This window comes from Kluyvera sp. STS39-E (assembly GCF_040932435.1).
In the GTDB taxonomy this organism is placed as follows: domain Bacteria; phylum Pseudomonadota; class Gammaproteobacteria; order Enterobacterales; family Enterobacteriaceae; genus Kluyvera.
In genome coordinates, this window is record NZ_JBFQGA010000002.1 from 570,414 (window position 1) to 595,064 (window position 24,651).

Consider the following 24,651-nt stretch of genomic DNA (forward strand, 5'->3'; position numbering starts at 1 on the left):
CTTATTCCAGCCACAGCAGTGCGTCGCCGGGGCTAACCGGGCGGCCCGGCTGACAGCCAATACGCTTAACGATCCCAGCCTGTGGTGCGCTGATTGCCAGCTCCATTTTCATCGCTTCAACGATAATCAGCGTCTGTCCGGCCTCTACCGCATCGCCGGGATTTACCAGCACTTTCCAGATATTGCCGTTCATATCCGCCGTCACCGGCAGCGCGTCGTCATCAACGGGCTCGTTTAGCACCGGCTGCAAGGTTTCCGCGCCGTCGGGTTGGTCATCAAGCTGCCAACGCTCGACTTCCACTTCAAAAGCCGCTGATTGGCGCTGGCGGAACAGGGCAATATCGTCAGCGTTCTCTTCAAGGAAACGCAGGTGCTCAGGGAAGTCGAACACCGTCTCTTCGATACGAATGGCGGCGCGCCCTTCACGAAACTCATCACGAAGCGAGTCCAGCTCCTCTTCACTAACCGGGTAGAACCGCACCTGGTCGAAGAAGCGCAGCAGCCAAGGCTCGCCATCGCTGAACTGGGCGTTTTTAAGGAATTTGTTCCAGATAGGCAGCGTGCGTCCCACCAGCTGGTAGCCGCCGGGGGAGTCCATGCCATAAATGCACATGTACATGCCGCCGATGCCCACGGTGCCTTCTGCGGTGAAAGTACGCGCCGGGTTGTATTTCGAGCTGAGCAGGCGATGGCGCGGGTCAACCGGCACCGCGCACGGCGCGCCGAGGTAGACATCGCCCAACCCCAGAATCAGATAGCTGGCGTCAAAAAGAGTCTCTTTTACCGCCGTGCGGCTCGGCAGGCCGTTAATACGTTGGATAAAATCAACGTTGTTCGGCAGCCACGGCGCTTTGGCGCGTACGGTATCGGCGTAACGGCTGACCGCATCCAGCGTGGCGCTGTCTTCAAAGGCCATCGGCAGGTGGATAATGCGTGATGGCACCTTCATTTGCGTCACATCGCCAATCAACGCTTCCTGCTCCAGCAGCAGCGCCACCAGCGCCTGCTGGCTGATTTCACGGCTGTCGTAGCGTACCTGTAGCGAACGCACGCCCGGCGAGAGCTCTTTGATGCCCGGATGCGCCCGCAGTCGTAGCTGCTGCATCAATACGTGAACGCGCAGGCGCAGAGCCAGATCGAGCACGTTTTCACCGTACTCAATCAGGATGTAGTTATCCCCGGCCTGGCGATAGACAATTGCCGGGGCGCCAAAGGTCGCGGGCAGCGACACAAGGCTGGCGGCTGACACGCCGTCGCGATCGGCGAGCGACGGCATGGCAAACTCCGCAAGCGTGGTGGTTTGCAGGGTTTCCACGCTGCGATCCATCGCTTTCTCACGCGCCACCGCGTCCTCCACGCTGATGGGGAAGAAACGAATGCGGTCGCCCGGCTTCACCTGTCCCACCTTCCACAGTTCGGCTTTAGCGATGGTGACGGGGCAAACGAAACCGCCAAGGCTAGGGCCGTCGCGGGTGAGAATGACTGGGAAGTCGCCGGTAAAATTGATGGCCCCCATCGCATATTCACAGTCGTGAACGTTGGACGGATGCAGCCCTGCTTCACCGCCGTTAGGCCGCGTCCAGCTTGGTTTTGGGCCGACTAAGCGCACGCCGAGGCGGTTGGAGTTGTAGTGCACCTGCCAGTCACTGGCAAAGAACTCATCGATAGACTCCTGAGTGAAGAAGTCCGGCGCGCCATGAGGCCCGTAGAGCACGCCGATACGCCACACGTCGCCGTAGCGGGGAATGAGCGCGCTGGAGAGCGCTTTAGGTTCGCTTATCGGGGCAGGCGTGGTGCAGGCCGCCAGTTCGGGGCGCGAAATGGGCAACAGATCGGCGACTTTCAATGTCCGTCCGGCGTGACCGCCAAACTGTCCCAGCGCAAAGGTCGCGCGGCTGCCAAGATATTCCGGCACGTCGAGGCCGTTACGCACCGCCAGATAGCCGCGACACCCCGCCTGCGCGCGACCAAGTGTCAGCGTTTGTCCGGCGTTTACCGTCAAGGGCTGCCACAGAGCAACCGGTTCGCCATCAAGCTGCGCCTGACAGTCGGCCCCGGTCAGGGCGATAACGGTTTGACTGTGGAACTGCAATACCGGGCCTTGCAGGGTAAATTCCAGCCCTGCTGCCGATTCGTGGTTACCCACAATGCGGTTAGCTAAGCGGAAGGCAAAATCATCCATCGGCCCGGACGGCGGCACGCCAATATCCCAGTAACCTTGGCGGCCCGGATAATCCTGGACGCTGCTCCAGGTGCCCGGCTGAATCACTTCAATCACCGGTGACTGCGCGACGACGCTGTCGAGCATTCGCGTCCAGGCAGTACCGCTGACAAAGGCATCGCTGGCGGTAATTTGCCGCAGATAGTCGAGGTTGGTAGCGATGCCGTGCAGACGCGTGGCGTTCAGTGCGATGTGTAATTTGGCCAGCGCGGCGTCGCGGGTGGCCGCGTGCACAATCAGCTTGGCGATCATCGGGTCATAGAACGCCGACACTTCGCTGCCGGTGGTGACACCGGTATCAATACGCACATCGTCCGGGAAGGTGACGTCAGTTAATACACCGGGGCTAGGCTGGAAGTTTTTCAGCGGGCTTTCCGCGTAGATGCGCACCTCGATGGCGGCACCCTGCGGCGCTTGCGCCAGACGCGCCCAGTCGATGGGCTCATCTGCCGCAACACGGAGCATACACTCCACCAAATCCAGTCCGGTAACGGCTTCGGTTACCGGGTGCTCCACCTGTAAACGGGTATTCACTTCGAGGAAGTAGAACGCATCCAGCGCCGCGTCGTAGATAAACTCCACCGTTCCGGCGCTGCGGTAGTTCACCCGTTTGCCCAGTTGTACCGCCGCAGTCAGCAGTGCGGCGCGCGTGGCGGACGGAAGATTTGGCGCAGGCGTCTCTTCAACCACCTTTTGGTTGCGGCGCTGCAACGAACAGTCACGTTCGCCAAGTGCGACCACGTTGCCTTTGCCATCACCGAAGATCTGCACTTCGATATGGCGCGCGCGATCAACGCAGCGTTCAACAAAAACGCCCGCGTCGCTAAAGAACTGTTCACCCAGGCGACGTACGCTTTCCCATGCCAGAGACAACGACTGAGCGTCGGCGCAGCGCGTCAGGCCAATTCCACCGCCGCCCGCCGTGCTTTTCAGCATGACCGGGTAGCCAATGTCCTGCGCTGCTGCCAGCGCATCATCAAGGGAGTTGAGCAGCCCGGTGCCCGGCGTCATCGGGACGCCCGCTTCCGCCGCCAGCTCACGAGCCCGGTGCTTTAAGCCAAACTCGCCAATCTGTTGCGCGGTGGGTCCGATAAAGACGATTCCTGCCTGTTCGCAAGCGTCGGCAAACGGCAGACTTTCTGAGAGAAAACCATATCCCGGCCAGATAGCCTGCGCCCCGCTTTCCTGCGCGGCAGCAATAATTTTGTCGATTTTCAGGTAGCTGTCACTGGCCTTCTCGCCGCCTAACGCCCACGCAATATCGGCCTGTTTGACATGCTCGGCGTTTTTATCGGCATCGGAATACACCGCCACGCTGGTGATCCCCAGGCGCTTGAGCGTTCGTATCGCCCGGCAGGCAATTTCGCCACGGTTGGCAATCAGCACGGTATTAAACATGGCGAGTCTCCTTATGGGCAATCCAGTGGCGCCAGCCCTTAAATTCGGTAATGTCCGCGGCGTCTTTTAGCGCCGCCGGTTCACAAATAAAGCCTTTCACCCAGCGGCCGTCGGCAAGCTCTAGCGAGCCAATCCCCAGCGGGGCGGGAATTTCGGCAACAAACTCCCCAAAGCGCGCCAGCGGGATATCCCACAGCTCCACTTCAATCGCCGCTCCGCTGCTATCGCGGGCGATGCCTGGCTTCTGCGGCTGGGTGTTGGCGAGCGCATACAGGCGATAGCACGACGCGGTTTGCGTCGCTTCGACAAACGACGCCTGACGACGGGTGAGCTGGAAATTGAGCGGCATACCGCGCAGATGCGCTCCGACAACGGCGACGCGGACGTGATGCGCAGAAGGAGCAAGCGCCGCGCTTTCAGTCAACGGCAGACCTGTCGCTCCGAGAGGCAGCGCAAGCTGCTGCTGCCAGCGCAGGCCAAAATCCGCCAGCGCGCGGTCATGCCAGGCCGGTGCAATCAGTGTGATACCGGCCGGCAGGCCGTCTGCACGAAACGGAGCCGGCAGGGCCAGCGCGCTAAGATCGGCAAGGTTGGTGAAGTTGGTGTAGGTACCAAACTGCGAATTGAAGCGGATAGGCTCTTGCTTCATCTCTTCCAGGGTATGGATGGTGGGTGATGTTGGCACCACCAGAGCATCGACATCGATGAAGGTTTGCTGGATTTTTTGCGCCAGTTCGGCGCGGAGATACTCCGCCTTGAAGGCATCCACCGCACTGTAGTTCAGGCCCGCAGCGACAATGGTGTAGACGGTTGGGTCCATCTGCTGCGGATGCTGCAACATATCGCCTACGGCGGCGGTGCGCTCGGCAACCCATGGCCCCTGATAGAGCTGTTCTGCAAGCTGAGAAAAAGCGGAGAAGTCGACGGGTTTGAGCGTGACGCCACCATCACACAGCGCGTCGAGTGCGTTTTCCCACGCCGCCTGTGCCTGGGTGTCACCAAAGAAATTCAGCACTTCCGGTACGGCAAATACCGGAGCTTTCGGCAGCGTGGCAGGCGCGGTCGCTGGGTTGCTGCGGGAGTAAGCATCTTGCGGGTCCACACCTCCCGCCAGAGACGCAATGTAAAACGCGTCATCGACCGTCAGCGCAAACACCGAGAGCGTGTCGTTCAAGCGACAGGCGGGCACCACGCCAAAGGCTGACAGCCAGCCTTTGGTTGGCTTGAGCCCGACAATATTGTTAAACCCCGCAGGTACGCGACCGGAACCGGCGGTATCGGTGCCGAAGGCAAACGGCACTAAGCCGCGCGCCACCACCGAAGCCGAGCCCGAGCTTGAGCCGCCGCTCACGTATTGCGCGTTAAAGGTATTGGCGACGGCACCATACGGAGAGCGCGTACCGACAAGGCCGGTGGCAAACTGGTCAAGGTTGGTTTTGCCGATAACGATAGCACCGGCGGCTTTCAGCCGGGCAACGGCGGTAGCATCCTGTTTGGCAATATATTCAAACGCCGGACAGGCGGCGGTCGTGGGCCATCCGGCTACGTCGACGTTATCTTTAACCGCGAACGGAATACCGAATAATGGCAGTGCATCCGGGTTGCTGCGGTAAAGCGGAATTAACGCATCCCATTGCGCCTGTAGCTGGGCATCGCTGGCAATCATCAGCCAAGCGCTATCCTCAATCGAGAGAGTATGAATATGTTCTTTTAATAAAGTCAGAACCGCGTCGCTATTATGTGCAACCTGCTGACGCCATGCGGCCAGTGTCTTACCGGTCATTAATGCCATCGTTGAATTCCTGTTGGTATACAAGATGGAATTCAATTAGCAAGGCCCATGCCAAATAATTAAATAATTGTTTTATATGGAGTTAAAATAAAATAACTGGGAAGCTAAAATATATTACGCACCTTCACGGAACATATATGAGCAATAACAGTGCAAACTGTCATAGGAAAAATAAATAACAAAACAAGAGAGTCAGATGAATCTATTATGAAAATAGCCACATTAACTTTATTATTAATGTGGCTATTTTAGCGCGCAGTGACTATTTATTCTGCGCCATTAGCGCACGCGGCCTTTTGCCCAGTAGGCCATAAAGTTAATGGCATCGTGCGCAACGCCCTGCTCGCCAATGAGGTAGCGACGCAGCTGTTTCACGACCGTGGACTCCGCCGCCACCCAGCCATAGAAGTCGCTGTTGTCGGTGGTCGCTTTATCCCAGAGCAGCTCCCCTTCCGCTTCTTCCTTCACGCTCCCGGCGCTATCGCTTTCAGGGAGGCGCGCGTGCTGCTTCACCGCATCAAGAAGACACTCGCCGTGCGCAGCCGCCACGGGCTGACGCGGCAGCCAGTGGACCGTGGCAAAAGGCAGATGGCTTAAATCGATGCAATCGCCCTGTTCAGGCACCTCAAAAAACGCCTGCACCTGCGGCGGGCTCACCTGACCGGCGAGCATTTCCAGAATTCCACGCGCCGCCGGCAGCGCTGTTTCATCAGCAATGATCAAGGCGCGACGCAGCCCTGTAGGCGGCGTCCATTCGTAGCCGCCGCTGTCTTCAGTTTGCGCCGCATTGGGGGCCACAATCTGAATCGCATCGCCAGGTTTTGCATGAATTGCCCAAGCCGAAGCCGGGCCTTCGGTGCCGTGTCTGACAAATTCCACCGTGACTTCTTGGCGCTGCGGATCGACGTGACGCAGCGTATAAGTGCGCACAATTGGCCGCTTATCTTTGGCGATAGCCAGCAGCGTTGGATACCACTCCCCTTCCACCGGCAGCGATGGCGGCGTGCCGTCTTCGGCGGGAAACAGCATTTTGATCCGCTGATCGGGCGAGTCAGATTTCATCTGCGCCACTTCTTCCCCGCGAAACACTAGGCTTAGCAGAGAAGGTGAAACCTCACTTTTACGCGCTAGCTGCACGTTAAACAGACGATAACCCGGAACGACTGCCATAAATTTTCCTTACGCATAGGGGAGTAACGGCGGAGAAAAATCCCACCACCCGTTCATGAAATTTAGTCAACTCTGATAATTAGTATTGATAATGAGAAATATTATCGACAATATTCGCATTACTACAACTGATATAAACCCATGAATTATTCATGGTTTATATATTTCGTGGCGGGCTCGCGACGAAAAAAAAGCGGCATGACGCCGCATCTTTAACTCACTGAACCGCATTTTTGGGCTGGCGTTTGTCTGCCCGTGCGCAGGAATCATGATGATAACGAAGAAACATACCCTCTGGGCGCTGAACCCGCTGCTGCTGGCGATGATGGCTCCCGCCGTAGCACAACAAACCGACGATGAGTCGATGGTGATCTCCGCCAGCCGTAACAACCGTACCGTCGCTGAAATGGCGCAAACCACTTGGGTGATTGAAAATGCCGAACTGGAGCAGCAAATCCAAGGCGGTAAAGAGCTTAAAGACGCGCTGGCTCAGTTGATCCCCGGCCTCGACGTCAGTAGCCAAAGCCGTACCAACTATGGCATGAACGTCCGCGGTCGCCCGCTGGTGGTACTGATTGACGGCGTGCGCCTCAACTCTTCACGTACCGATAGCCGCCAGTTGGACTCTATTGACCCATTCAATATCGAACATATTGAAGTGATCTCCGGCGCCACCTCGCTGTACGGCGGCGGCAGTACCGGCGGGTTGATTAACATTGTCACCAAAAAAGGCCAGCCGGAAACCCAAGTGGAGTTTGAAGCGGGCAGCAAAAGCGGCTTTAACAGCAGCAAAGATCACGATGAGCGTATTGCCAGCGCCGTCTCCGGCGGTAACGACCATATTTCCGGACGGATGTCAGTGGCGTACCAGAAATTTGGCGGCTGGTATGACGGTAACGGCGATGCCACCTTGCTGGATAACACGCAGACCGGTCTACAGTATTCCGACCGCCTAGACGTGATGGGCACCGGCACACTGAATATCGACGAAACCCAGCAGCTCCAACTGGTGACGCAATATTACAAGAGTCAGGGCGACGACGATTACGGGCTGAATCTGGGGAAAAACTTCTCCGCACTGAGCGGCGCCACTAAGCCGTACGTCAGCAGCGGGCTGAATTCGGATCGTATTCCCGGTACCGAGCGCCATTTGATGAGCCTGCAGTACTCAAACAGCGATTTCTTAGGCCAAGAGCTGGTCGGCCAAGTGTACTATCGCGATGAGTCGCTGAAGTTCTATCCATTCCCAAGCATGAACAAGAAAAACGAGCTGACCTCGTTCTCCTCGTCCCAGCAGGAAACCAACCAGTATGGCGCGAAGCTGACGATGAACAGCACGCCGCTGGACGGTTGGCAACTGACCTACGGGCTGGATGCCGACCACGAGCGCTTCACCTCTAACCAGATGTTCTTCGATAAAGATAAAGCTAACGCCTCCGGCGGGCTGAACAACCAGCAAATCTATACCACCGGACGCTATCCGTCATACGACATCAGCAATTTGGCCGCGTTCCTGCAATCGAGCTATGACATCAACGAGATCTTTACCCTGAGCGGCGGCGTACGCTACCAGTACACCGAAAACAAAGTTGACGACTTCGTTGGCTATGCGCAGCAGCAGCAAATTGCCGCAGGCACGATAAAATCCGCCGACGCCATTCCTGGCGGTTCAACCGATTACGATAACTTCCTGTTTAACGCCGGTCTCTTGGTGCACCTGACCGAACGCCAGCAGACTTGGTTTAACTTCTCACAGGGCGTCGAGCTACCAGACCCGGGTAAATACTACGGTCGCGGCGCCTACGGTGCGGCGGTCAATGGTCATCTGCCGCTGACCAACAGCGTCAATGTTAATGACAGCACGCTGGAAGGGATTAAGGTCAACTCCTACGAGCTGGGCTGGCGTTATACCGGCGACAACCTGCGTACCCAGATTGCGGCCTACTACTCGCTGTCCGACAAGAACGTGCAGGCGAATAAAGATCTGACCATCAGCATCATTGACGATAAGCGCCGTATTTACGGCGTGGAAGGCGCGGTGGATTACTTTATTCCGGACACCAACTGGAGCACCGGTGGTAATTTCAACGTATTGAAAACCGAGTCGAAGGTGGACGGTCAGTGGCAAAAATATGATGTGAAGGTCGCCAGCCCGTCAAAAGCCACTGCCTATATTGGCTGGGCACCGGACCCGTGGAGCCTACGCGTGCAGAGCACCACCTCGTTTAAACTCACCGATGAAGCCGGCAATCAGCTTGATGGCTACACGACCATTGATTTGCTGGGCAGCTACCAGCTGCCGGTGGGCAAGCTGAGCTTCAGCGTGGAAAACCTGTTTGACCGCGACTACACCACGGTTTGGGGGCAGCGTGCGCCGCTGTACTACAGCCCGGCTTCAGGCCCGGCTTCACTGTATGACTACAAAGGCCGTGGACGGACGTTTGGGCTGAACTATTCTGTTCTGTTCTAACTGAGCATTGCCCGGTGGCGCAAGCTTACCGGGCCTACAACACCATCATAACTTCCTGATTTTGTAGGCCTGATAAGCGTAGCGCCATCAGGCACTGGTCGTTATCGTATTAAATCGTCGATAGACAGAAGGCGTCATGCCCGTGCGTTTGACAAATGCACGCCGCAGCACGTCGCAGCTGGCGTAGCCACACTGACTGGCGATGGTTTTTAGCGGCAACGTGCCATTTTCCAGCAGCCGCTTCGCATGGTCTATGCGTCCAGCTTCCAGCCATTCTCCCGCCGCCATGTCCATCTCTTGGCGAAACAGTCGGCCAAGGTGACGGACGCTCAGGCCAATGTGTTCCGCCATATCATTCAGGCTTTCGACGCGGGCCAAATTAGCAAGGGTCCAACGTTGGAGATCCTGGAAGGCGCTGCGGCCCGTTGGGGAAATCGCGCTATGGCGAATAAAGTGGCCTTGGTTGACCGGACGACGGAAAAACATCACCAAGTTGCAGGCCACGTCCTGCGCGACCTCTCGCCCCAAATCTTCCTCCACCAGCCTGATAGCCAGATCCATACCGGAGGTGACTCCGGCCGCCGTTCTCACCGGGCCATCGGCGACATACAGTGCGTCAGCATCGACTTCAATCTGCGGAAACATAGCGCTCAGACGCGAGGCGCTTGCCCAGTGGGTGGTGATTTTGCGCTGTATCAGTAGCCCCGTTTGTGCCAGCAGGAAAGCGCCGGTGCAGACAGAACCATAACGGCTGCTGTTTTCACAAAGCGAACGAATCTGCTCTTTTTGCACAGGCGTCAGCACCTGTTGCCAAACATCCGGCGCGCCCGCCAACAGGAAGGTATCGGGCCGTAGCGTGTGCGCATTTTCAAGCTGCGTGTTCGCCATAAGCTTAACCCCCGATGACGCCTCAACCGTCAGATCATCCAGCGAGACAACCACCGGTTCATATACCTTTCGCCGCAGTTGGCGATTCGCCTCAGCAAAGACATCAAGCGGCCCTGAAACGTCCAGAAGCTGGACGCCGGGTACCGCAAGAATGGCAATAACGCGTTTCATCATCGCTGGGTGTCCTGATTAGAAGTTATGTCCTTATTCGTCGCAATTAGACGTTTAGAGACATACAGAATGCCCTGTAAACTTCATTTCAACAACTCATAAGGAGCAAGATATGACATTTACCGTACAAGGCATTCAGATCCCCGACAGCAAACTGGCCCGTGAAGCGACTGAATTTGTTCGTGACACCGAGAACGACCTGCTATTCCATCACTCTAGCCGCGTCTTCTACTGGGGTGCGCTGGCAGGCGCACGCCGCGGCTTGAAGGTAGATCATGAGCTGCTTTATGTCGGTTGCATGTTCCACGATGTGGGCCTGACCCACGAACATTGCAGCTGTGATAAACGTTTCGAGGTGGATGGCGCGAATGCCGCCCGCGCATTTCTCGATAGCCACGGCGTAGCCCCTGCGGATATCGATAAGGTGTGGACCGCAATTGCGCTGCACACGACCCCGGGGATCCCAGAGTTTATGGCGCCTGAAATCGCGCTGTTAACCGCAGGCGTTGAGATGGATGTATTGGGAATTGATTACGACAAGTTCAGCGATGCCAGCCGTGAAGCGGTGGTGGCGCAGCACCCTCGCCAATCAGGCTTTAAAGAAAATATCATCAACGCATTTTATGATGGTATTAAAGCCAAACCGCAAACTACCTTTGGCAACGTGAAGGCCGACGTCATCGCCGATAAAGAGGCCGCTTTTGTGCCGGGTAATTTCTGTCGGATTATTCGCGAGTCAAACTGGCAAGAATAGGCGTCATGCTGTAATAAGAACTGGGGCTTGGAGAGGGATTTGCCGATGTCCTCGCCCCTGTCTCTATTTTCATCCACGCTCGATGGATTCGCCGATTTTATTTTTAGCGCTCGCCAACAAAAACGCGGTCACCGACGTCGCATCGCTAATTTGTCCGTCGAGAATTAACGCTCTAAATTCAGCGATTTTCATTTTTTTGACGGTCAAACCATACTCTTCTTCATCGAGCTGCTGGCCGCCAAATGTCAGCTGCGTGGCCAAATAGATATGGTAACCCTGCGCAGAATACCCCTGCGCCAGCTTCTGATAGCCGACATATTCAAGCTTACCGGCATTCAAGCCGGTTTCTTCACGCAGTTCTCCGGCGGCAACATCTTCTGGCGCAGCCGAAGGCGACATTTCCCAGCTCCCCTGCGGCAGCTCAAGCGTTCTTTTCCCTAGCGGATATCGGAACTGCTCAACCACAAAGATCTCATCATTGTGCACTGGGATGATGACAACAAAGTCACCCTTTTCAATAACGGAATATATCCCCTCGCTGCCATCGGCACGCTGGACACGATCTTCTTTGAGCGTCATCCAACGGTTTCGGTAAATTTCTTTGGTGGTCAGCGTTTTTATCTCAGCGCTCATTGGCATTATCCTTTGTTGGCAAAAGAGCTGACGTCAAAAAGCAGCAGGCGTCAGACGCATAGAAACAGCATCATTATACTCGTCTCTCTCCAGCCCGGCATGGGGATGAATCTCAATAGTATGCTCCGAGCAACCGTAGATAAATATAAATTATATATAAATATATAGTTGAGAAGTTTTAATAATCGGCAAAAAACCAAGAAATAAAAACCATCTGCAATTGCTTCTTATTATCCGCGTGCTATATTTCGCTCGAAGTCTGACAGCAATGTTATTATTAATTAATAACAATACACGCTTTATCATCTATTATTATTGTGTTCACCTTTTATCAGGTGAATACACGTTAAAGGTTTTCTCATGATCACACGACGGACTTTTGTTAGGCAGAGCCTAGTGGCTTCAGCAGGCACATTTATCGCAGGCCAAGCCGGTTTTAGCTCGCTCGTTTACGCCGCTTCAAACCCTTCATGGCTGATGCCAGATGAAGGTGCGCCCCACGCGGCAACCTGGATGGCATTTGGCGCCAGCGCAGAAATCTGGGAACCGCACCTGCTGCCGGTGGTTCAGGACAATCTGGCATTAATCGCCAAAACAATCGCCTCGTTTGAACCGCTCAATATGTTGGTGCGAGAAGAAGATTACGACCTCGCCTCCCGCCTGTGCGGGTCGACAGTCAATCTGCACGTTCAGCCCATTGACGATCTATGGATACGCGATACCGGGCCGGTATTTGTCCGTAGCCCGCACGGTAAACTTGGCGGCGTCGGTTTTAATTTCAACGGCTGGGGTGATAAGCAAGAGCATGAGCATGACGCGAAGGTGGCGGAGTTCGTAAGCGAAAGCGTGAAGGCCAAGTTTATCCGTTCGTCGCTGACCTTAGAAGGCGGCGGAATTGAGGTCGATGGCGAAGGGACGGCCATCATTACCGAAAGCTGCGTTCTCAATGCAAACCGTAATCCCGGCGTGAGCAAAGCCGAGTGTGAACGCGAGCTAAAGTGCCTGTTGGGGCTGGAAAAAATCATCTGGCTGCCGGGGATTGCCGGTAAAGATATTACCGATGGTCATACAGATTTTTACGCCCGCTTTACCCATCCGGGCACCGTCGTGGCGGGCCTTGAACTGGACTCATCGTCATTTGACTACGCCGTGACCCGGCGGCATCTCGATATTTTACGCGCCGCCACGGATGCCAAAGGTCGGCGTTTAGAAGTGGTGACGCTGGAAGGCCCGTCGAGCATCCGGCAAACCTACGCCAGCGATGATTTTGCCGCAGGCTATATTAATTTTTATGTCTGCAACGGTGCCATCATTGCCCCGGAATTTGGTGATAAGCGTCGCGACCAAAATACCCGCGCGATATTGCAGGAGCTGTTTGCCGAGCGCGAAATCGTTCAGCTAAATATTGATGGTATTGCGGCGGGCGGCGGCGGTATTCATTGTGCGACGCAGCAGCAGCCGACAGTCTAAGACGCGGATAAAATAAGCTAATCCACTATCTGGTTATTTCTGCATCCGCATCAGTTGATTCTTATCTGCCGCTTCTGCGCTCTCCGCCAGCGCCTGAAATTGCGATGGGCTGTAATAGTTTTTGGGCGGCGGTAGGGATTGCATCGCGCTGCCGGGATAAATTTGCAATTCACCCAAACGAGAAAGCTGATAACCACCGACCACGGCGGGCAGGGTCAGTTGATAAGGCGCGGTTTTCTCATAAGGTACGGGCGTCGGCAGGCGATTTTTGCCGAGATAATAGTTGCGTTTTAGCACCAGAAATTTGTCCGGGACACGGCGCTGGCTGTTCCACCAGTCGCCGTCCGTCTCGCGGAATTTGCGCTCCGTTTCGCTGCGCGTGGCGACGCCCAATTGCAACAGCGCCGCTTTAAGCGCCTTTTCCATCGCCGCATTATAGCTTTCGATACTGTGCCCGTGACCGGCGAGGATGACGTTGATTGCCAGCCGCGCGCCCAGCAGGTTGGAGTAGAGATCTTCCGGCGAAAATGCTGAGATTTCTTCTGAAAAACCGGGAACGGATTCAAAACCGTACCACTGAGCGATTTCATGCCACTGGGCCAGTTGAAAGGCCAGATCCCCTGCCAGCCACGCCGCCAGAGTATAGCGCTGCGCCAGATTCGCCGGCGGGGTAAACGCGTGCAGCTGAAGGCGGCGCACGCCCAGTTCTTCCGAGTAAAAATAGCGCCCGCTCTGGCCCAGCGTTGGCAAAATACGGCTGAAAATAAAGAAGGTGTTATCGGCGGTGTCGCGCACATGGGCGATATCGATAAAGCCGCCGCGCCGGGTGTAGACCAGACCGTTTTTCTCATCGCTTAGGCCGACGATATTTTTCACCGCGCCTAGCGCGCTGTCGTTGTAATGATGGCGGCCGAGGGTATCAATGCTCAGGACGTTGCCAATCTGATATACCGGAATGGGCACGCCTATCGCTCGCACATTGAGATTGTAGCCAAATGCGCAGCACGGTCGCAGCGACTCCGGCGGCGGCAAATGGCTGACGACGGGCGATGCATGGTTCACTTTAGGCGGCACTAAAACGCCTTCGTCGGCATGCGCCGCGCCCACCAGCCAAAACAGTAACAGCCATTTTTTCATCAGAACGCCTCCGCCACCTGAAAATAAAACCCGGCACTCTCTTTACCAAACCCCAGATCCAGTCGAATGTTCATTGCCGGTTTCACCTCAAAGCGATAGCCAACGCCCGCCGTAGGCAGCAGCGGGTGCTGGCTCAGATTGCCCACGCTATCGGCCAGCGCGCCCGCCCCCAGCCATAGGACATAGCCATGTCGCCAGTTGAGCTTGCGGCGATACTCCACCTGTCCACTGACCACGTCTTTATCCCGGTAGCGTCCCTGATAGTAACCGCGTAGGCGGCGGTCATCGCCAGCCATTGAGAGCCGGTCCCACGGCACATCTCCGGAGGTAAATCGCCCCCACAGGTCGAACGCCAGCACGCTTTTTTCATTGAGCGGATGGTAATAATCATATTGCAGTTCCGTGGCGGTGAAGTGGCTGTCCGAGCCGACCGCGGGATCAAACCAACTGTACTCGGCCTTAAAAAACTGACCACGCTGCGGTCGGGTGATGGCATCGCGAGAATCGTAATTGACGCTCACCGACGCGCCGGACGCCAACGGCGAGGACGTTGCATGATAGCGGGAAAAAGTGTCGTCCGGACTGGCGTTGTCGATGCCCGCACGCATCTGGGAAAAATCCCAGCCCGCGCCCAGATAGAAATTATCCGCCACTTTTCGCAGCAGCATCGGGTGCAGCCGTAAGGAGTTGTTGGTGTACTTCTGTTCATTGCCCTGGGCGGCGTCGTAGCCAATGCCCCAGAAGCCGGTCGGGACTTTAGCGAGGGTGGCGTCAATAAACAGCCGCCAATTATCGTCGGTGAAAAAAGTGTAGTTGCTCAGCCCCAGCCCTAAAGCGCCGCTGGTGCTGACATAGCCGGTAAACGAGACCGATGAGTTTTGCGTGGCGGTATCTGCCGGATCGACGCGATACAGCCCCGCCACCGCCATTCCCATGCCGAGCCGCAGTTCCGGGGTGTAAAACGGCCCCGGCAACACACTCCAGTCGATGCCCTTTTGCGGACTGTACTGGTTATCCGCCCCCAGCGTGGCGAGAAAGTCATCCACCGTTTTTTCATCCAGTGTCATCGCCTTGAGCGCGGGCGATGTGCAAAGCAATAGCGAGGCGAGCAACAATCGTCGGCTATACATCAAAACCGGTACTCTCCGGCCACGAAGAAGCTGTTGCGCTCGTTGAAGCCAAATTCGGTCAGCACGTTAAAATGCGGCGTTATCGCGTACTGGGTGCCGAGCAGCATATTCCACGGCGCAGAGAGCTTCTGTTTAACGTCGAAGCGCCCGTTATTATCCTGATTGACGGCGCTGATCAGCGGCTGTAGTTCAGCGGGCATATGGAGATCCGCGAGGCTGCCTCTAAACTCCTGCTGCACGTTCTGGTACATGCTGCCGAGCCAAACGCTGAGGGTTGACGGCCCTTGCGGGCCTTGAAAACTGAACCGATAGCCCACGCGTGGCGACACGGTAAGGGCGGATATTTTGCCGTCGAGAATGTCAAAATCGGTGCGGGTGTAGTTGGTGTCCACTAGAGCAAACCAGTTCTTGTAGCCGCCCGCGAGGGTAATGCCGGTGCCCCAGGTGGTGCCTTTGAAGTCGAGGGCGAAATCAATGTCCTGCAAATCGCCGCGCTGATTTAGCCGATGCACCGACGAGGCAATAATTTTATCGATACCGCTGTAGCGAGAAGGGTCGGCGTCAACGGAAACGTTCGAGACGGACGAGCCGCGCGTGTGCCCAACCAGCCCGTAAATATTGAGAAACGGGAATACCCACATATCGAGGCGCAGGTTTTCCGTTTTACTCTGCTGGCGGGTTTTTCCGGCGTCGATGTTAAACATATCTGACGGGATAAGGTGATTACCCAACGCCAGCCCCGAGAAGCTGATGCTGTCGACGTCGATATTTTGCCGCATATTCATATAGCTGAGATTGACGCCGAACGGCAACGGAATGTCGTAACCGCGCGCCCTGGCCTCGTTGCCCCAGATGGGAAAGGTGCGATCTGGCACCTCTTCCGCCAGAGCGGTGCCCGATAAAAGCGCTAGTGTGAGTATCGCGTTACGTCCTTTCATTCCCCTTCCTCATGGTGTGGCATCGCCATTACAGGCCAGAGCCAACGTTGAAATAGACCGCCTGTTCATTATCGCTGAAAGCTACGTCGATTCCCGTATGCAGCCCGTATTCGCGGGCGATCAGGTAGCGAAAACCGCTGCCCCACGCTACTTCCGCCTGTTTATATAGGTCGCTGGCGCTGTCTTCGGCGCTCCCCGCGCCGATAAATCCTTGGAGAATCCAGCGCGGCGTAATTTGCCAGGCCAGCTGCGTCTGTACGGTGCTCACCACATCGCCCTGATAGCGGTAACGGGAGATGCCGCGCAGCTGGATGTACGGGCTTGCCATCGGCGGCAGGTGGGCGTCTTTATGAGACAGAGACTGGTAGTTTGTCGCCAGCGACAGTGTCCACGTCGGGTTGAGCGGCAGGAAAATTTTGCCGTCGAGAGTCAACATGTCGTAGCGGTAGTCGCCGCCAAAGGTGTGACCGTAAAACTGGTATTGCCCGGTCAGCGAGACACCGCGCTGGGGCCAGAAGAAGTTGTCGGTGGAGTCATATTCAGCAATCACGCCCAATGCCGACGAGGTGCTATTTTCGCCAAGCAGTCGCTTCCAAGCGCGGTCCACCAGTGGATTGTTGGGCGCGGAAATATCCATACTGGCCCAGAACTGCGAGACACCAAGCAGTACCGGGCTGTCGCCGACACGAAACTGCAACCGCTGCATCCCACCGTAGCCGCGCGTTTCAGTATTGATGGCTTTGTTGTTGCCAAAACCGGCAATGTCGCCGGAATAAATATCGAGATTGATATTGGCATAGCCCCCGGCGACCAAATAGCGGATGCGGTCATCCTGCCAGGTATGGCGATGCCCGCCGCCGACAAACCAGGTGCCGTTTTGTGTGCCCCCGCCGCCAAAGGCGCTGAGGGCGGGCGGTATAAAACGCCCTTCCACCTGATGGCCTTTGCCGTGCAGAAACAGGCCGAACAGCCCACCGCCGTAACCTACCGCCGGTTCGGTGATTACCATTGGGATCGGCATAAAGCCGTAGCGGTTGTCCTGCAAATACTCGCTCATATCGACCATACCGTCTTCCGGGTCGATAAGTTCGGCGCTAGCAGCGGAACTACACAGTAGGCAAAGCAGGCTCAGCCACTTCATCTTTTACCTCCGCCAAGCATGGCAGGAGGCAAAGGAAGAGAAGGCGAATAAACAGAGGTAATACGCGAAAATAATGAGCTGCAAACGTGTCATACCAGCCCCCGCAGTGCCAAAATTATTGTTATTTTTCATAGCACCAGCATTCAGGCCGGCTATGCATTTGAGCATAGACCACCCTGACGCTTCTTCAAGTATGCTCAGAGGCGAATCGACATCCCCTGCGGCGCGGAAATGCCCGCATCTAGGCTGTTTTTTTCGCGAACGCCGTTATGAATCACGCCATTCGCTATTTTGTTCCACTGCACCTTCGTGGGATGGCGGCATAACGTATAGTGTATCTATCCCCCTAGCGATCGCGGAGGTTAGTCGTCTCTATGATTGCAGCAAAATCCTTTGGGTTATCCGTGCTGATAGCCTGCTCGTGGTATGTTCCCGCCAGCAGTGCGGCCGAGAGCCAGCTCATTAAACAGCGTGCGGATGCCGTGTTGGCGCTCATGAGCTATATGGTGGTCCCCGATGTCACCGCCAGCGACCTGAATATTGGCTCGGGAGAAAATGAGAAAAACGCCCTGTCATTGACCCAGTTTGGCGGCGGCGCGACGCTTAGCGACAGCGTGCCGATTTATCTCGAGGGCGCATTGGGTTACAGCCGCTATGACCCGCAGTTTCTGGTGAGCCAAGGGGAAGAGAGCCGACGCATACCCACTCGATGGAACAGCCTGACGGCTACGGGCGGCGTGGGATGGGATTTCCCGCTTTACCAGGACAACGCGGGGGGAAAATGGGTGCTGCGCCCCATCGCCAACTTCATGCTGGGCACGATGGCCAGCGATATCAGACTTGGCGCAAAGGCGGTCGAGTTTCGTCGTAACGCCGATTACCAGTTTCTGGATGGCGGCAGGCTGAATGCCTGGGGCGCGGGCGGTTCTCTGATGCTGGATTACGAGCTAATCAGCCAGCCGCAGGACATTGACGTCGAACTGCGTTATTCCGCGATGAATTTGCAAACCTTTGGCAATACATCGCACGCCATTGACGGCCAGTCCAGCATGCAAAATCTGGGTATTTACCTGCGGCGTCGCGCGCCCATTTTCGACTGGCAGTTATTAAAAAGCCCAGTGCGTTACGTTCTGGAAGGCGCGCACACGGAATACCTTGGCCAGCAGCGCGGAGGGCTAGGGTTTAATAGCCTCAGCTCTATCGGCATTGGCTTGGAGATCGACAGCAGTAAATACCCGGTATTTATCACCCGCACCCGCGTGGTGGCACGCTATATGTTTGGCAATAATACTTACGGTTATGGAATTGGTTTAGCCATGAGCTTCTGAGCACCGAAGGCATTCACTTAATTTCATACATCAGACCGCCTTTATTCTTAAGCATGCCTGGCCGTATCGCAATGGCTTCTTTATAAGTCGTCATTTCTGCCGTCTGCGCAATGTATTCTTTAAAATGAGGGGTTAGACGGTGCGCCTGATACGCCTCTTCGCTGGCGTATATTTCATAGAAATACCAGCGATTAGGGTTAGCCTTATCAATAGCGGCATACATTGCCTGAACGCCTTCCTCCACCTTTATAGACTGCGCCATTTCGGGCAAAACGATATCGCAAAAAGCCTGCCTAAACGCGGGTTTCACCTCAACGATGACAAAGTTATTGATTGTTTTATCGCTTTGGGCAATCTGTTTATCTGCCAAAAATTGTGGAATGACATCTATCCTACGCTGTTGGCTCGTTTGCAGAATATCAGCTGAATTGCGCAAAAATTCTTTGTAGCTCGTTGAGTTCAGGTGCTGTTGGTAAGCATCGCTGTCAGCATAAATTTCAAATACATACGCAACTGACGGGCTCGCCGTTTTGTTGGCTGAATACATCGCCAGCGTGCCAGGTTCACCGGTTACTGAAGCCGTAATATTCTTTTCCGCTAGGCTGTCGTATGCGCTGTATTTATCTTGCTTAATGACGAGCTCAAAAATATTGAACACGGGCGGAACAGTGGCCTTTTGCCCCAACGCGCTGGCTGAAGAGCTCATGGCCAACAAAAGTGATAACGAAATCCCAGCTTTCATCAGTAACCTCGCTTGTTGTCGCACTCGCCCCTAGTTGATTCGCAAGGGTGAGAGTCGTGCCGCGCTTTCAGGCAGCGGTGGAATGATGCCATCAACAACATGAGGAACGTACGGAGCCTCCAGCGAGGCAATTTCCTCTGCCGATAATGTCAGGTTAAGAGCTTCCACTGCGGTTGAAAGATGCTCTGCTTTTGTGGCGCCGATGATAGGTGCGGTGACAGCAGATTTAGACAGCAGCCATGCAAGCGCAATATGCGCACGAGGAACGTTTCGCCCAACGGCCATCTGTGCCACGACTTCAACCACTTTACGGTCCTGCTGAGCGGCATTTTCATACATTTTCAGTGCAAAAGCGTCATTTTGCGTTCGGGTTGTGGTTTCATTCCAGTCGCGAGTCAGTCTGCCGCGCGCCATTGGACTCCAAGGAATCACACCCACGCCCTGATCCTCACATAACGGCAGCATTTCCCGCTCTTCTTCCCGATACAGTAAATTATATTGTGGTTGCATAGAGACAAAGCGCGTCCAGCCATTACGCTCGGCAACATGCTGCATCTTCGCAAAACGCCAAGCTTCCATTGAAGAGGCACCGATATAGCGAATTTTCCCTGCTTTCACCAAATCGTGGAGCGCTTCCATGGTTTCTTCAACCGGTGTGCCATGATCAAAACGGTGAATCTGATACAGATCCACATAATCCATGCCCAATCGGATTAGGCTGTCATCAATGGACTGAAACAACGATTTTCGCGATAAAAAACCGGTGTTTGGCGAGTTACGCCATGGGAAAAATGCCTTGGTCGCGACGACGATTTCATCACGGTACGCCATATCGCGTAGCACCCGCCCCACAATGTCCTCCGAGCTGCCACCGGAATAAATGTTAGCCGTATCAAAGAAATTGATGCCAGCCTCAAGTGCTTGGCGAATCAGCGGCCTTGAAGCGCTTTCATCAAGCGACCATGGCTGAGGAAGACGTTCTGGCTCGCCATAGCTCATGCATCCCAGACACAGTTTTGAGACTTTCAGGCCACTTCGCCCCAGGTTTACATACTGCATAGTTTTCTCCTCGCTAAATCTTTTATTGCCAGTTCCCCAACATTTTCGGGATAAATTCACGAATTTCATACTTAGCGGAATTAGGGAAATAGACGTCTTCTTTTAAAATAGCGTCTAACTCCTCCCGGCTTTCAGTCCGAGCAATAATCACCCCTGCTCTTTCGCGATCCGCATAGGGGCCAATAAGCACAAACTTACCTGCATCGAAATAGCGCTGAAACCAGCTGACATGCTGTGCAAAAAGCGCGTCATGCTGCTCAGGAGAGATATCTTTATTGACTTCAATATTGATGAGATACATTTTCTGCCCCCGTTTTTAGACTGCCATTTTTAAAGCAGGTGCAGCGTCTTTAATTGCTGCAATCAGTCGCGCGGCGTGTTCTTTAGCCATTGCTTTCTGTTCCCGGACTTTGGCTTCGTCACGCCCCGCGTAGCTGATCCCACATGTGTAAATCGGAGCCTGTAAATCCAGATTGCACAGCAACGCGGTAGTTTCAAACTGCGCTAGGTAGTGCCCAATGTCGTGGCCGAACAACCCTTCAGGTGAATACAGCCCTTCTGGTGCTCCGGCGGTAAAGGAAACAATCAGCTTTTTGCCCCCCAGTTTTGCGCTCGAACCATGGGCAAAACCGTGAACAAAAACCTTATCAATCCATAGCTTCATTAGCCCTGGCACCGAATACCAGGAGAAAGGAAATTGCCAGACGATAACATCGGCTTTGAGTAAGGCTTCCTGCTCCTGCGCGATATTGATTTGGTAGTCAGGATACAGCGCATCAAGAAAGCGGATTTCAGCCTCGGGCAGCGTTTTCGTCACGTCACCCAGAATAGTGGCATTGCCAATGGACTCCTTAAGATTCGGATGACCCGAAATAATCAGTACATTTTGCATTTTTGGCTTCCTTAACGGTGGTTTGTTTAACTGGAAGTGAGTATAAACAACCGTAATTCTGTTTTTAGAGCAGCAATAGCTCACACACTTTTAGCCATAGGCTAATAATTAAGTTCTCTTTTCTGCGCTGGATAACGCCATGAACAATGCGATGTACAACCAAATCCGTATCTTCCAGAGCATCGTCCGTGAAGGCAGTATCACCGCAGCGGCCAGGAAACTTGAGATAACGCCGCCTTCAGTCAGCAAGGCGCTTAAACTTCTCGAGCGGCATATCGGTCACCCTCTTTTTGTGCGCACTACGCGGCGCATTGAACTGACGGATGCCGGGGAACAATTATTTCAGCAGACGTCGCTGGCTGCCGCATCGCTGGAACATGCGGTAGAAGGCATCAAAGATCTGAATCAGGAGCCCTCCGGACTGGTCAGAATTACGCTATCGCGCTTTGCATACCTGCTTATTCTGAAGCCATTTATGGCGGAGTTTTGCCTGAACTACCCGGGAATACAGCTTGAGATATCGGTTTATGACGGAACCGTAAATATGATCGATGAACGTTTTGATTTGGGGATTCGTTTTGGCGATATCTTGGAAGAGAGCGTGGTGGCACGCCAATTAATGAAACCGTTTCGTGAAGGTCTGTATGCATCAGCGAGTTATCTGGCAAAACATGGTGTGCCCGAACTACCAACGGATTTACATCAGCATCAACTCATCGGCTATCGCTTTATTACCAATAACCGCATCCTCCCTTTGATGCTGGAAGATAAAGGTGAGCAATTAACCGTTGAGATGCCAGGACAGCTTATAAGCAATGATATTGATGTCATGGCTGACGGAATACGCAGCGGTCTGGGAATTGGACGAATGTTTGAGCCGGTATATGAATTGCAGCCCGATAAAGAGCAATTTATCCCAGTAATGATGCCTTACTGGAAGACCTATCCACCGGTTTATCTCTACTATTTGAAAAGCACCGGCCGTGCAAAACGCGTCAACGTGCTGATTGATTTTTTAATCATGAAAACCAAAACACGATGAAAAATGCCGATGAAAGTCATTGTTATTCCAGCCTGCTTAGCCAAGCCGTTATGAGAAATAGAGAGTTTCAATAACTCAGAGGCCGTGATAACAGCGACGACGTTGTTCAATCCCATCCATTATTTGTGAACTTTCTGGCCCCCATTCAAGGCCCGTCAGCCTCCCTGCAGATTGATGAATACATCTAATAAACCCTAGCGAATTACCCCATCTAATCGAATAAATCACTTTGCGTTATGCTTTTGCAACACCACAGTTGAAGGATAACGTCATGCAAACTGTAAAACTAAACAACGGTATTGAAATGCCCCTTTTGGGCTTCGGCGTCTTCCAGATGACGGATGCAGCAGAGTGCGAAAGAGCCGTGATTGACGCCATCGATACGGGTTACCGCCTGATCGATACCGCCGCGTCTTACCAGAATGAAAGCCAGGTTGGGAACGCACTGAAACAGACCGGCATTGCTCGTGACGAGCTCTTTGTAACGACCAAACTTTGGCTACAGGACACCCATTACGAAGGCGCCAAAGCGCAGTTCGAACGCTCTTTGAATCGGCTGCAACTTGATTACGTCGACCTGTATCTGATTCACCAGCCTTACGGCGATGTCCATGGGGCATGGCGTGCGATGGAAGAACTGCAGCAGGCAGGCAAAATTCGCGCCATTGGCGTCAGCAACTTCCATCCCGACCGATTGGCCGACCTTATGGCCTTCAACAAAGTGGCCCCGGCGGTCAACCAGATTGAGGTTAACCCCTTCAATCAGCAGTTGCAGGCCGTGCTGTGGAATCAAAGCCATGGAATTCAGCCAGAAGCCTGGGCACCGTTTGCTGAGGGCAAAAATGGTCTATTCCAGCATCCCGTGTTAACGGCAATGGGTCAAAAGTACGACAAGAGCGTGGGCCAGGTTGTGCTGCGTTGGATCTTCCAACGAGGCATCGTTTCACTGGCTAAATCGGTGCGCAAAGAACGCATGGAAGAGAACATCAACATTCTCGATTTTGAACTCAGCTCCGAAGATATGTTGCAAATTGCCGCGCTCGATACCGCCACCAGCGCCTTCTTCTCTCACCGCGACCCAGCGATGGTGGAATGGCTGACTGGCCGCAAACTTGATGTTTGAGTCGAATAAAAGAGGTATTCATTCAATGCAAAAACGTTATTTGGGTAAATCCGGACTCGAAGTCTCTGTACTTGGGCTCGGTTGCATGGGCTTAAGCCACGGTTACGGTCCGGCGACCGATACTCGCCAAGCTATCGAGCTCATTCGCGCCGCGGTTGAACGTGGCGTCACCTTCTTCGATACCGCAGAAGTGTATGGCCCCTTTCTTAATGAAGAGGTTGTCGGTGAGGCCTTAAAACCGTTTCGTGACCGTGTGGTTATCGCCACCAAATTTGGTTTTACCTTCGGTGCAGAGAACAAGCAGCAGATTTTAAACAGCCGTCCAGAGCATATCCGTGAAGCGGTGGAAGGGTCATTACGCCGTCTTAAGACGGATGTCATTGACCTGCTGTATCAACACCGTGTCGACCCGGATGTCCCGATTGAAGATGTAGCGGGAACGGTGAAAGACCTGATCGCTGAAGGCAAAGTCAAACATTTCGGCCTGTCCGAAGCGGGTGCGCAGACCATTCGTCGGGCGCATGCTGTACAGCCGGTCACTGCGCTGCAAAGCGAATATTCCATGTGGTGGCGCGAGCCTGAGCAGGAGATCCTGCCATTGCTGGAGGAACTGGGCATTGGCTTCGTGCCCTTCAGCCCATTAGGTAAAGGCTTCCTGACGGGGTCTATTAAGCCAGGAACCACTTTTGGGAAAGATGATTACCGAAGCCAGGTGCCGAGATTCGCCGAACAGGCAATTGAAGCGAATGAAAAGCTGGTCTCATTGCTGGGTGAACTGGCGGCTGGGAAAGGCGTGACGTCTGCACAAATCGCGCTGGCATGGCTGCTGGCACAAAAGCCGTGGATTGTGCCTATTCCTGGGACTACCAAACGACATCGTCTGGAAGAAAACCTAGGGGCTGCCGACATCATTCTTTCGCAGGATGACTCACGGCAGATAACCCAGGCACTTGAAACGATTAAAATCGTCGGCGAGCGTTATTCGCCCGAGCATCAAGCGCGCGTGGGCCGTTAAGGATTAAGCGGGTTCCCGAAGAGTAGCGAACCCGCAACTCCCTCGCAAAAATGTCATCCGCCAGCCTCTTGCAGTCGACAACGTTTTTCTATTCCCAGCGTCTGGGGCTCACTCTACACACGAAAGATTGTTCAAAG

Annotated in this window: 20 protein-coding genes; 7 read left to right on the top strand and 13 right to left on the bottom strand. The window is 54.4% G+C overall.

Going from position 1 to position 24,651, the window contains the following annotated elements; translation table 11 throughout:
- Nucleotide 1 precedes the first annotated feature (1 nt).
- The 3 genes from uca to AB4K05_RS06240 form a co-directional block, all read right to left on the bottom strand.
- Nucleotides 2-3,619, bottom strand: coding sequence for an urea carboxylase (gene uca, locus AB4K05_RS06230; protein WP_368479111.1), 3,618 nt, complete (start codon nucleotides 3,617-3,619; stop codon nucleotides 2-4).
- Complete coding sequence (gene atzF / locus AB4K05_RS06235) at nucleotides 3,612-5,411, bottom strand: allophanate hydrolase (RefSeq protein WP_368479112.1); 1,800 nt, start codon at nucleotides 5,409-5,411, stop codon at nucleotides 3,612-3,614. Before atzF ends, uca begins: the two co-directional genes overlap by 8 nt.
- A 279-nt stretch (nucleotides 5,412-5,690) precedes the next feature.
- Nucleotides 5,691-6,581 carry a siderophore-interacting protein gene (locus AB4K05_RS06240; protein ID WP_368479113.1) on the bottom strand — a complete coding sequence of 297 codons (891 nt, stop codon included), beginning with the start codon at nucleotides 6,579-6,581 and terminating at the stop codon, nucleotides 5,691-5,693.
- 268 nt (nucleotides 6,582-6,849) lie between these two features.
- Between AB4K05_RS06240 and iutA the strand changes: the two genes are divergently transcribed.
- Nucleotides 6,850-9,051: a ferric aerobactin receptor IutA gene (iutA, locus tag AB4K05_RS06245; RefSeq protein WP_368479114.1), complete on the top strand. Its 2,202-nt coding sequence runs from the start codon at nucleotides 6,850-6,852 to the stop codon at nucleotides 9,049-9,051.
- 87 nt (nucleotides 9,052-9,138) lie between these two features.
- Here the strand turns inward: iutA and AB4K05_RS06250 are convergent, their stop codons facing one another.
- Nucleotides 9,139-10,113 carry a GlxA family transcriptional regulator gene (locus AB4K05_RS06250; RefSeq protein ID WP_368479115.1) on the bottom strand — a complete coding sequence of 325 codons (975 nt, stop codon included), beginning with the start codon at nucleotides 10,111-10,113 and terminating at the stop codon, nucleotides 9,139-9,141.
- 109 nt (nucleotides 10,114-10,222) lie between these two features.
- Here AB4K05_RS06250 and AB4K05_RS06255 point away from each other — a divergent pair, with 109 nt between their 5' ends.
- Nucleotides 10,223-10,864, top strand: a complete 642-nt coding sequence (locus tag AB4K05_RS06255) for an HD domain-containing protein (RefSeq protein ID WP_368479116.1) — start codon at nucleotides 10,223-10,225, stop codon at nucleotides 10,862-10,864.
- A gap of 69 nt (nucleotides 10,865-10,933) precedes the next feature.
- Here the strand turns inward: AB4K05_RS06255 and AB4K05_RS06260 are convergent, their stop codons facing one another.
- The gene (locus AB4K05_RS06260) at nucleotides 10,934-11,497 is read right to left on the bottom strand and encodes an NUDIX domain-containing protein (RefSeq protein WP_368479117.1); all 564 of its coding nucleotides are present in this window, start codon (nucleotides 11,495-11,497) and stop codon (nucleotides 10,934-10,936) included.
- 360 nt (nucleotides 11,498-11,857) lie between these two features.
- On the opposite strand from AB4K05_RS06260, the gene AB4K05_RS06265 reads away from it, so the two are divergent.
- On the top strand, nucleotides 11,858-12,967 hold the full coding sequence (locus tag AB4K05_RS06265) for an agmatine/peptidylarginine deiminase (RefSeq protein ID WP_368479118.1): 1,110 nt from the start codon (nucleotides 11,858-11,860) through the stop codon (nucleotides 12,965-12,967).
- A 33-nt stretch (nucleotides 12,968-13,000) separates the two neighbouring features.
- Here AB4K05_RS06265 and AB4K05_RS06270 read toward each other — a convergent pair whose 3' ends face one another.
- The 4 genes from AB4K05_RS06270 to AB4K05_RS06285 are packed head-to-tail and all read right to left on the bottom strand — an operon-like array spanning nucleotide 13,001 to nucleotide 17,313.
- Nucleotides 13,001-14,104 (bottom strand): DUF4056 domain-containing protein, encoded by a 1,104-nt coding sequence (locus AB4K05_RS06270; RefSeq protein WP_368479119.1) that lies wholly within the window; start codon nucleotides 14,102-14,104, stop codon nucleotides 13,001-13,003.
- Nucleotides 14,104-15,234: a BamA/TamA family outer membrane protein gene (locus AB4K05_RS06275; protein ID WP_368479120.1), complete on the bottom strand. Its 1,131-nt coding sequence runs from the start codon at nucleotides 15,232-15,234 to the stop codon at nucleotides 14,104-14,106. The genes AB4K05_RS06270 and AB4K05_RS06275 overlap by 1 nt, the downstream gene beginning before the upstream one ends.
- Nucleotides 15,234-16,172, bottom strand: a complete 939-nt coding sequence (locus tag AB4K05_RS06280) for a hypothetical protein (protein ID WP_368479121.1) — start codon at nucleotides 16,170-16,172, stop codon at nucleotides 15,234-15,236. The genes AB4K05_RS06275 and AB4K05_RS06280 overlap by 1 nt, the downstream gene beginning before the upstream one ends.
- A gap of 28 nt (nucleotides 16,173-16,200) precedes the next feature.
- Nucleotides 16,201-17,313, bottom strand: coding sequence for a BamA/TamA family outer membrane protein (locus AB4K05_RS06285; protein ID WP_368479122.1), 1,113 nt, complete (start codon nucleotides 17,311-17,313; stop codon nucleotides 16,201-16,203).
- Nucleotides 17,314-17,687: 374 nt separating this feature from the next.
- Between AB4K05_RS06285 and AB4K05_RS06290 the strand changes: the two genes are divergently transcribed.
- The gene (locus AB4K05_RS06290; protein ID WP_368479123.1) at nucleotides 17,688-18,641 is read left to right on the top strand and encodes a hypothetical protein; all 954 of its coding nucleotides are present in this window, start codon (nucleotides 17,688-17,690) and stop codon (nucleotides 18,639-18,641) included.
- A gap of 13 nt (nucleotides 18,642-18,654) precedes the next feature.
- On the opposite strand, the gene AB4K05_RS06295 is transcribed toward AB4K05_RS06290, so the two are convergent.
- The 4 genes from AB4K05_RS06295 to AB4K05_RS06310 are packed head-to-tail and all read right to left on the bottom strand — an operon-like array spanning nucleotide 18,655 to nucleotide 21,334.
- Nucleotides 18,655-19,383, bottom strand: coding sequence for a putative quinol monooxygenase (locus AB4K05_RS06295; RefSeq protein WP_368479124.1), 729 nt, complete (start codon nucleotides 19,381-19,383; stop codon nucleotides 18,655-18,657).
- A gap of 30 nt (nucleotides 19,384-19,413) precedes the next feature.
- The gene (locus tag AB4K05_RS06300) at nucleotides 19,414-20,442 is read right to left on the bottom strand and encodes an aldo/keto reductase (RefSeq protein ID WP_368479125.1); all 1,029 of its coding nucleotides are present in this window, start codon (nucleotides 20,440-20,442) and stop codon (nucleotides 19,414-19,416) included.
- A 22-nt stretch (nucleotides 20,443-20,464) separates the two neighbouring features.
- Nucleotides 20,465-20,743, bottom strand: a complete 279-nt coding sequence (locus AB4K05_RS06305; protein ID WP_368479126.1) for a YciI family protein — start codon at nucleotides 20,741-20,743, stop codon at nucleotides 20,465-20,467.
- Nucleotides 20,744-20,758: 15 nt separating this feature from the next.
- Nucleotides 20,759-21,334, bottom strand: a complete 576-nt coding sequence (locus AB4K05_RS06310; protein WP_368479127.1) for an NAD(P)H-dependent oxidoreductase — start codon at nucleotides 21,332-21,334, stop codon at nucleotides 20,759-20,761.
- A gap of 139 nt (nucleotides 21,335-21,473) precedes the next feature.
- Between AB4K05_RS06310 and AB4K05_RS06315 the strand changes: the two genes are divergently transcribed.
- The 3 genes from AB4K05_RS06315 (at nucleotide 21,474) to AB4K05_RS06325 (ending at nucleotide 24,514) form a co-directional block, all read left to right on the top strand.
- Nucleotides 21,474-22,376, top strand: coding sequence for a LysR family transcriptional regulator (locus AB4K05_RS06315; protein WP_368479128.1), 903 nt, complete (start codon nucleotides 21,474-21,476; stop codon nucleotides 22,374-22,376).
- Nucleotides 22,377-22,647: 271 nt separating this feature from the next.
- The gene (locus tag AB4K05_RS06320; RefSeq protein WP_368479129.1) at nucleotides 22,648-23,499 is read left to right on the top strand and encodes an aldo/keto reductase; all 852 of its coding nucleotides are present in this window, start codon (nucleotides 22,648-22,650) and stop codon (nucleotides 23,497-23,499) included.
- 25 nt (nucleotides 23,500-23,524) lie between these two features.
- On the top strand, nucleotides 23,525-24,514 hold the full coding sequence (locus tag AB4K05_RS06325; RefSeq protein ID WP_368479130.1) for an aldo/keto reductase: 990 nt from the start codon (nucleotides 23,525-23,527) through the stop codon (nucleotides 24,512-24,514).
- The last annotated feature ends 137 nt before the right edge of the window (nucleotides 24,515-24,651 follow it).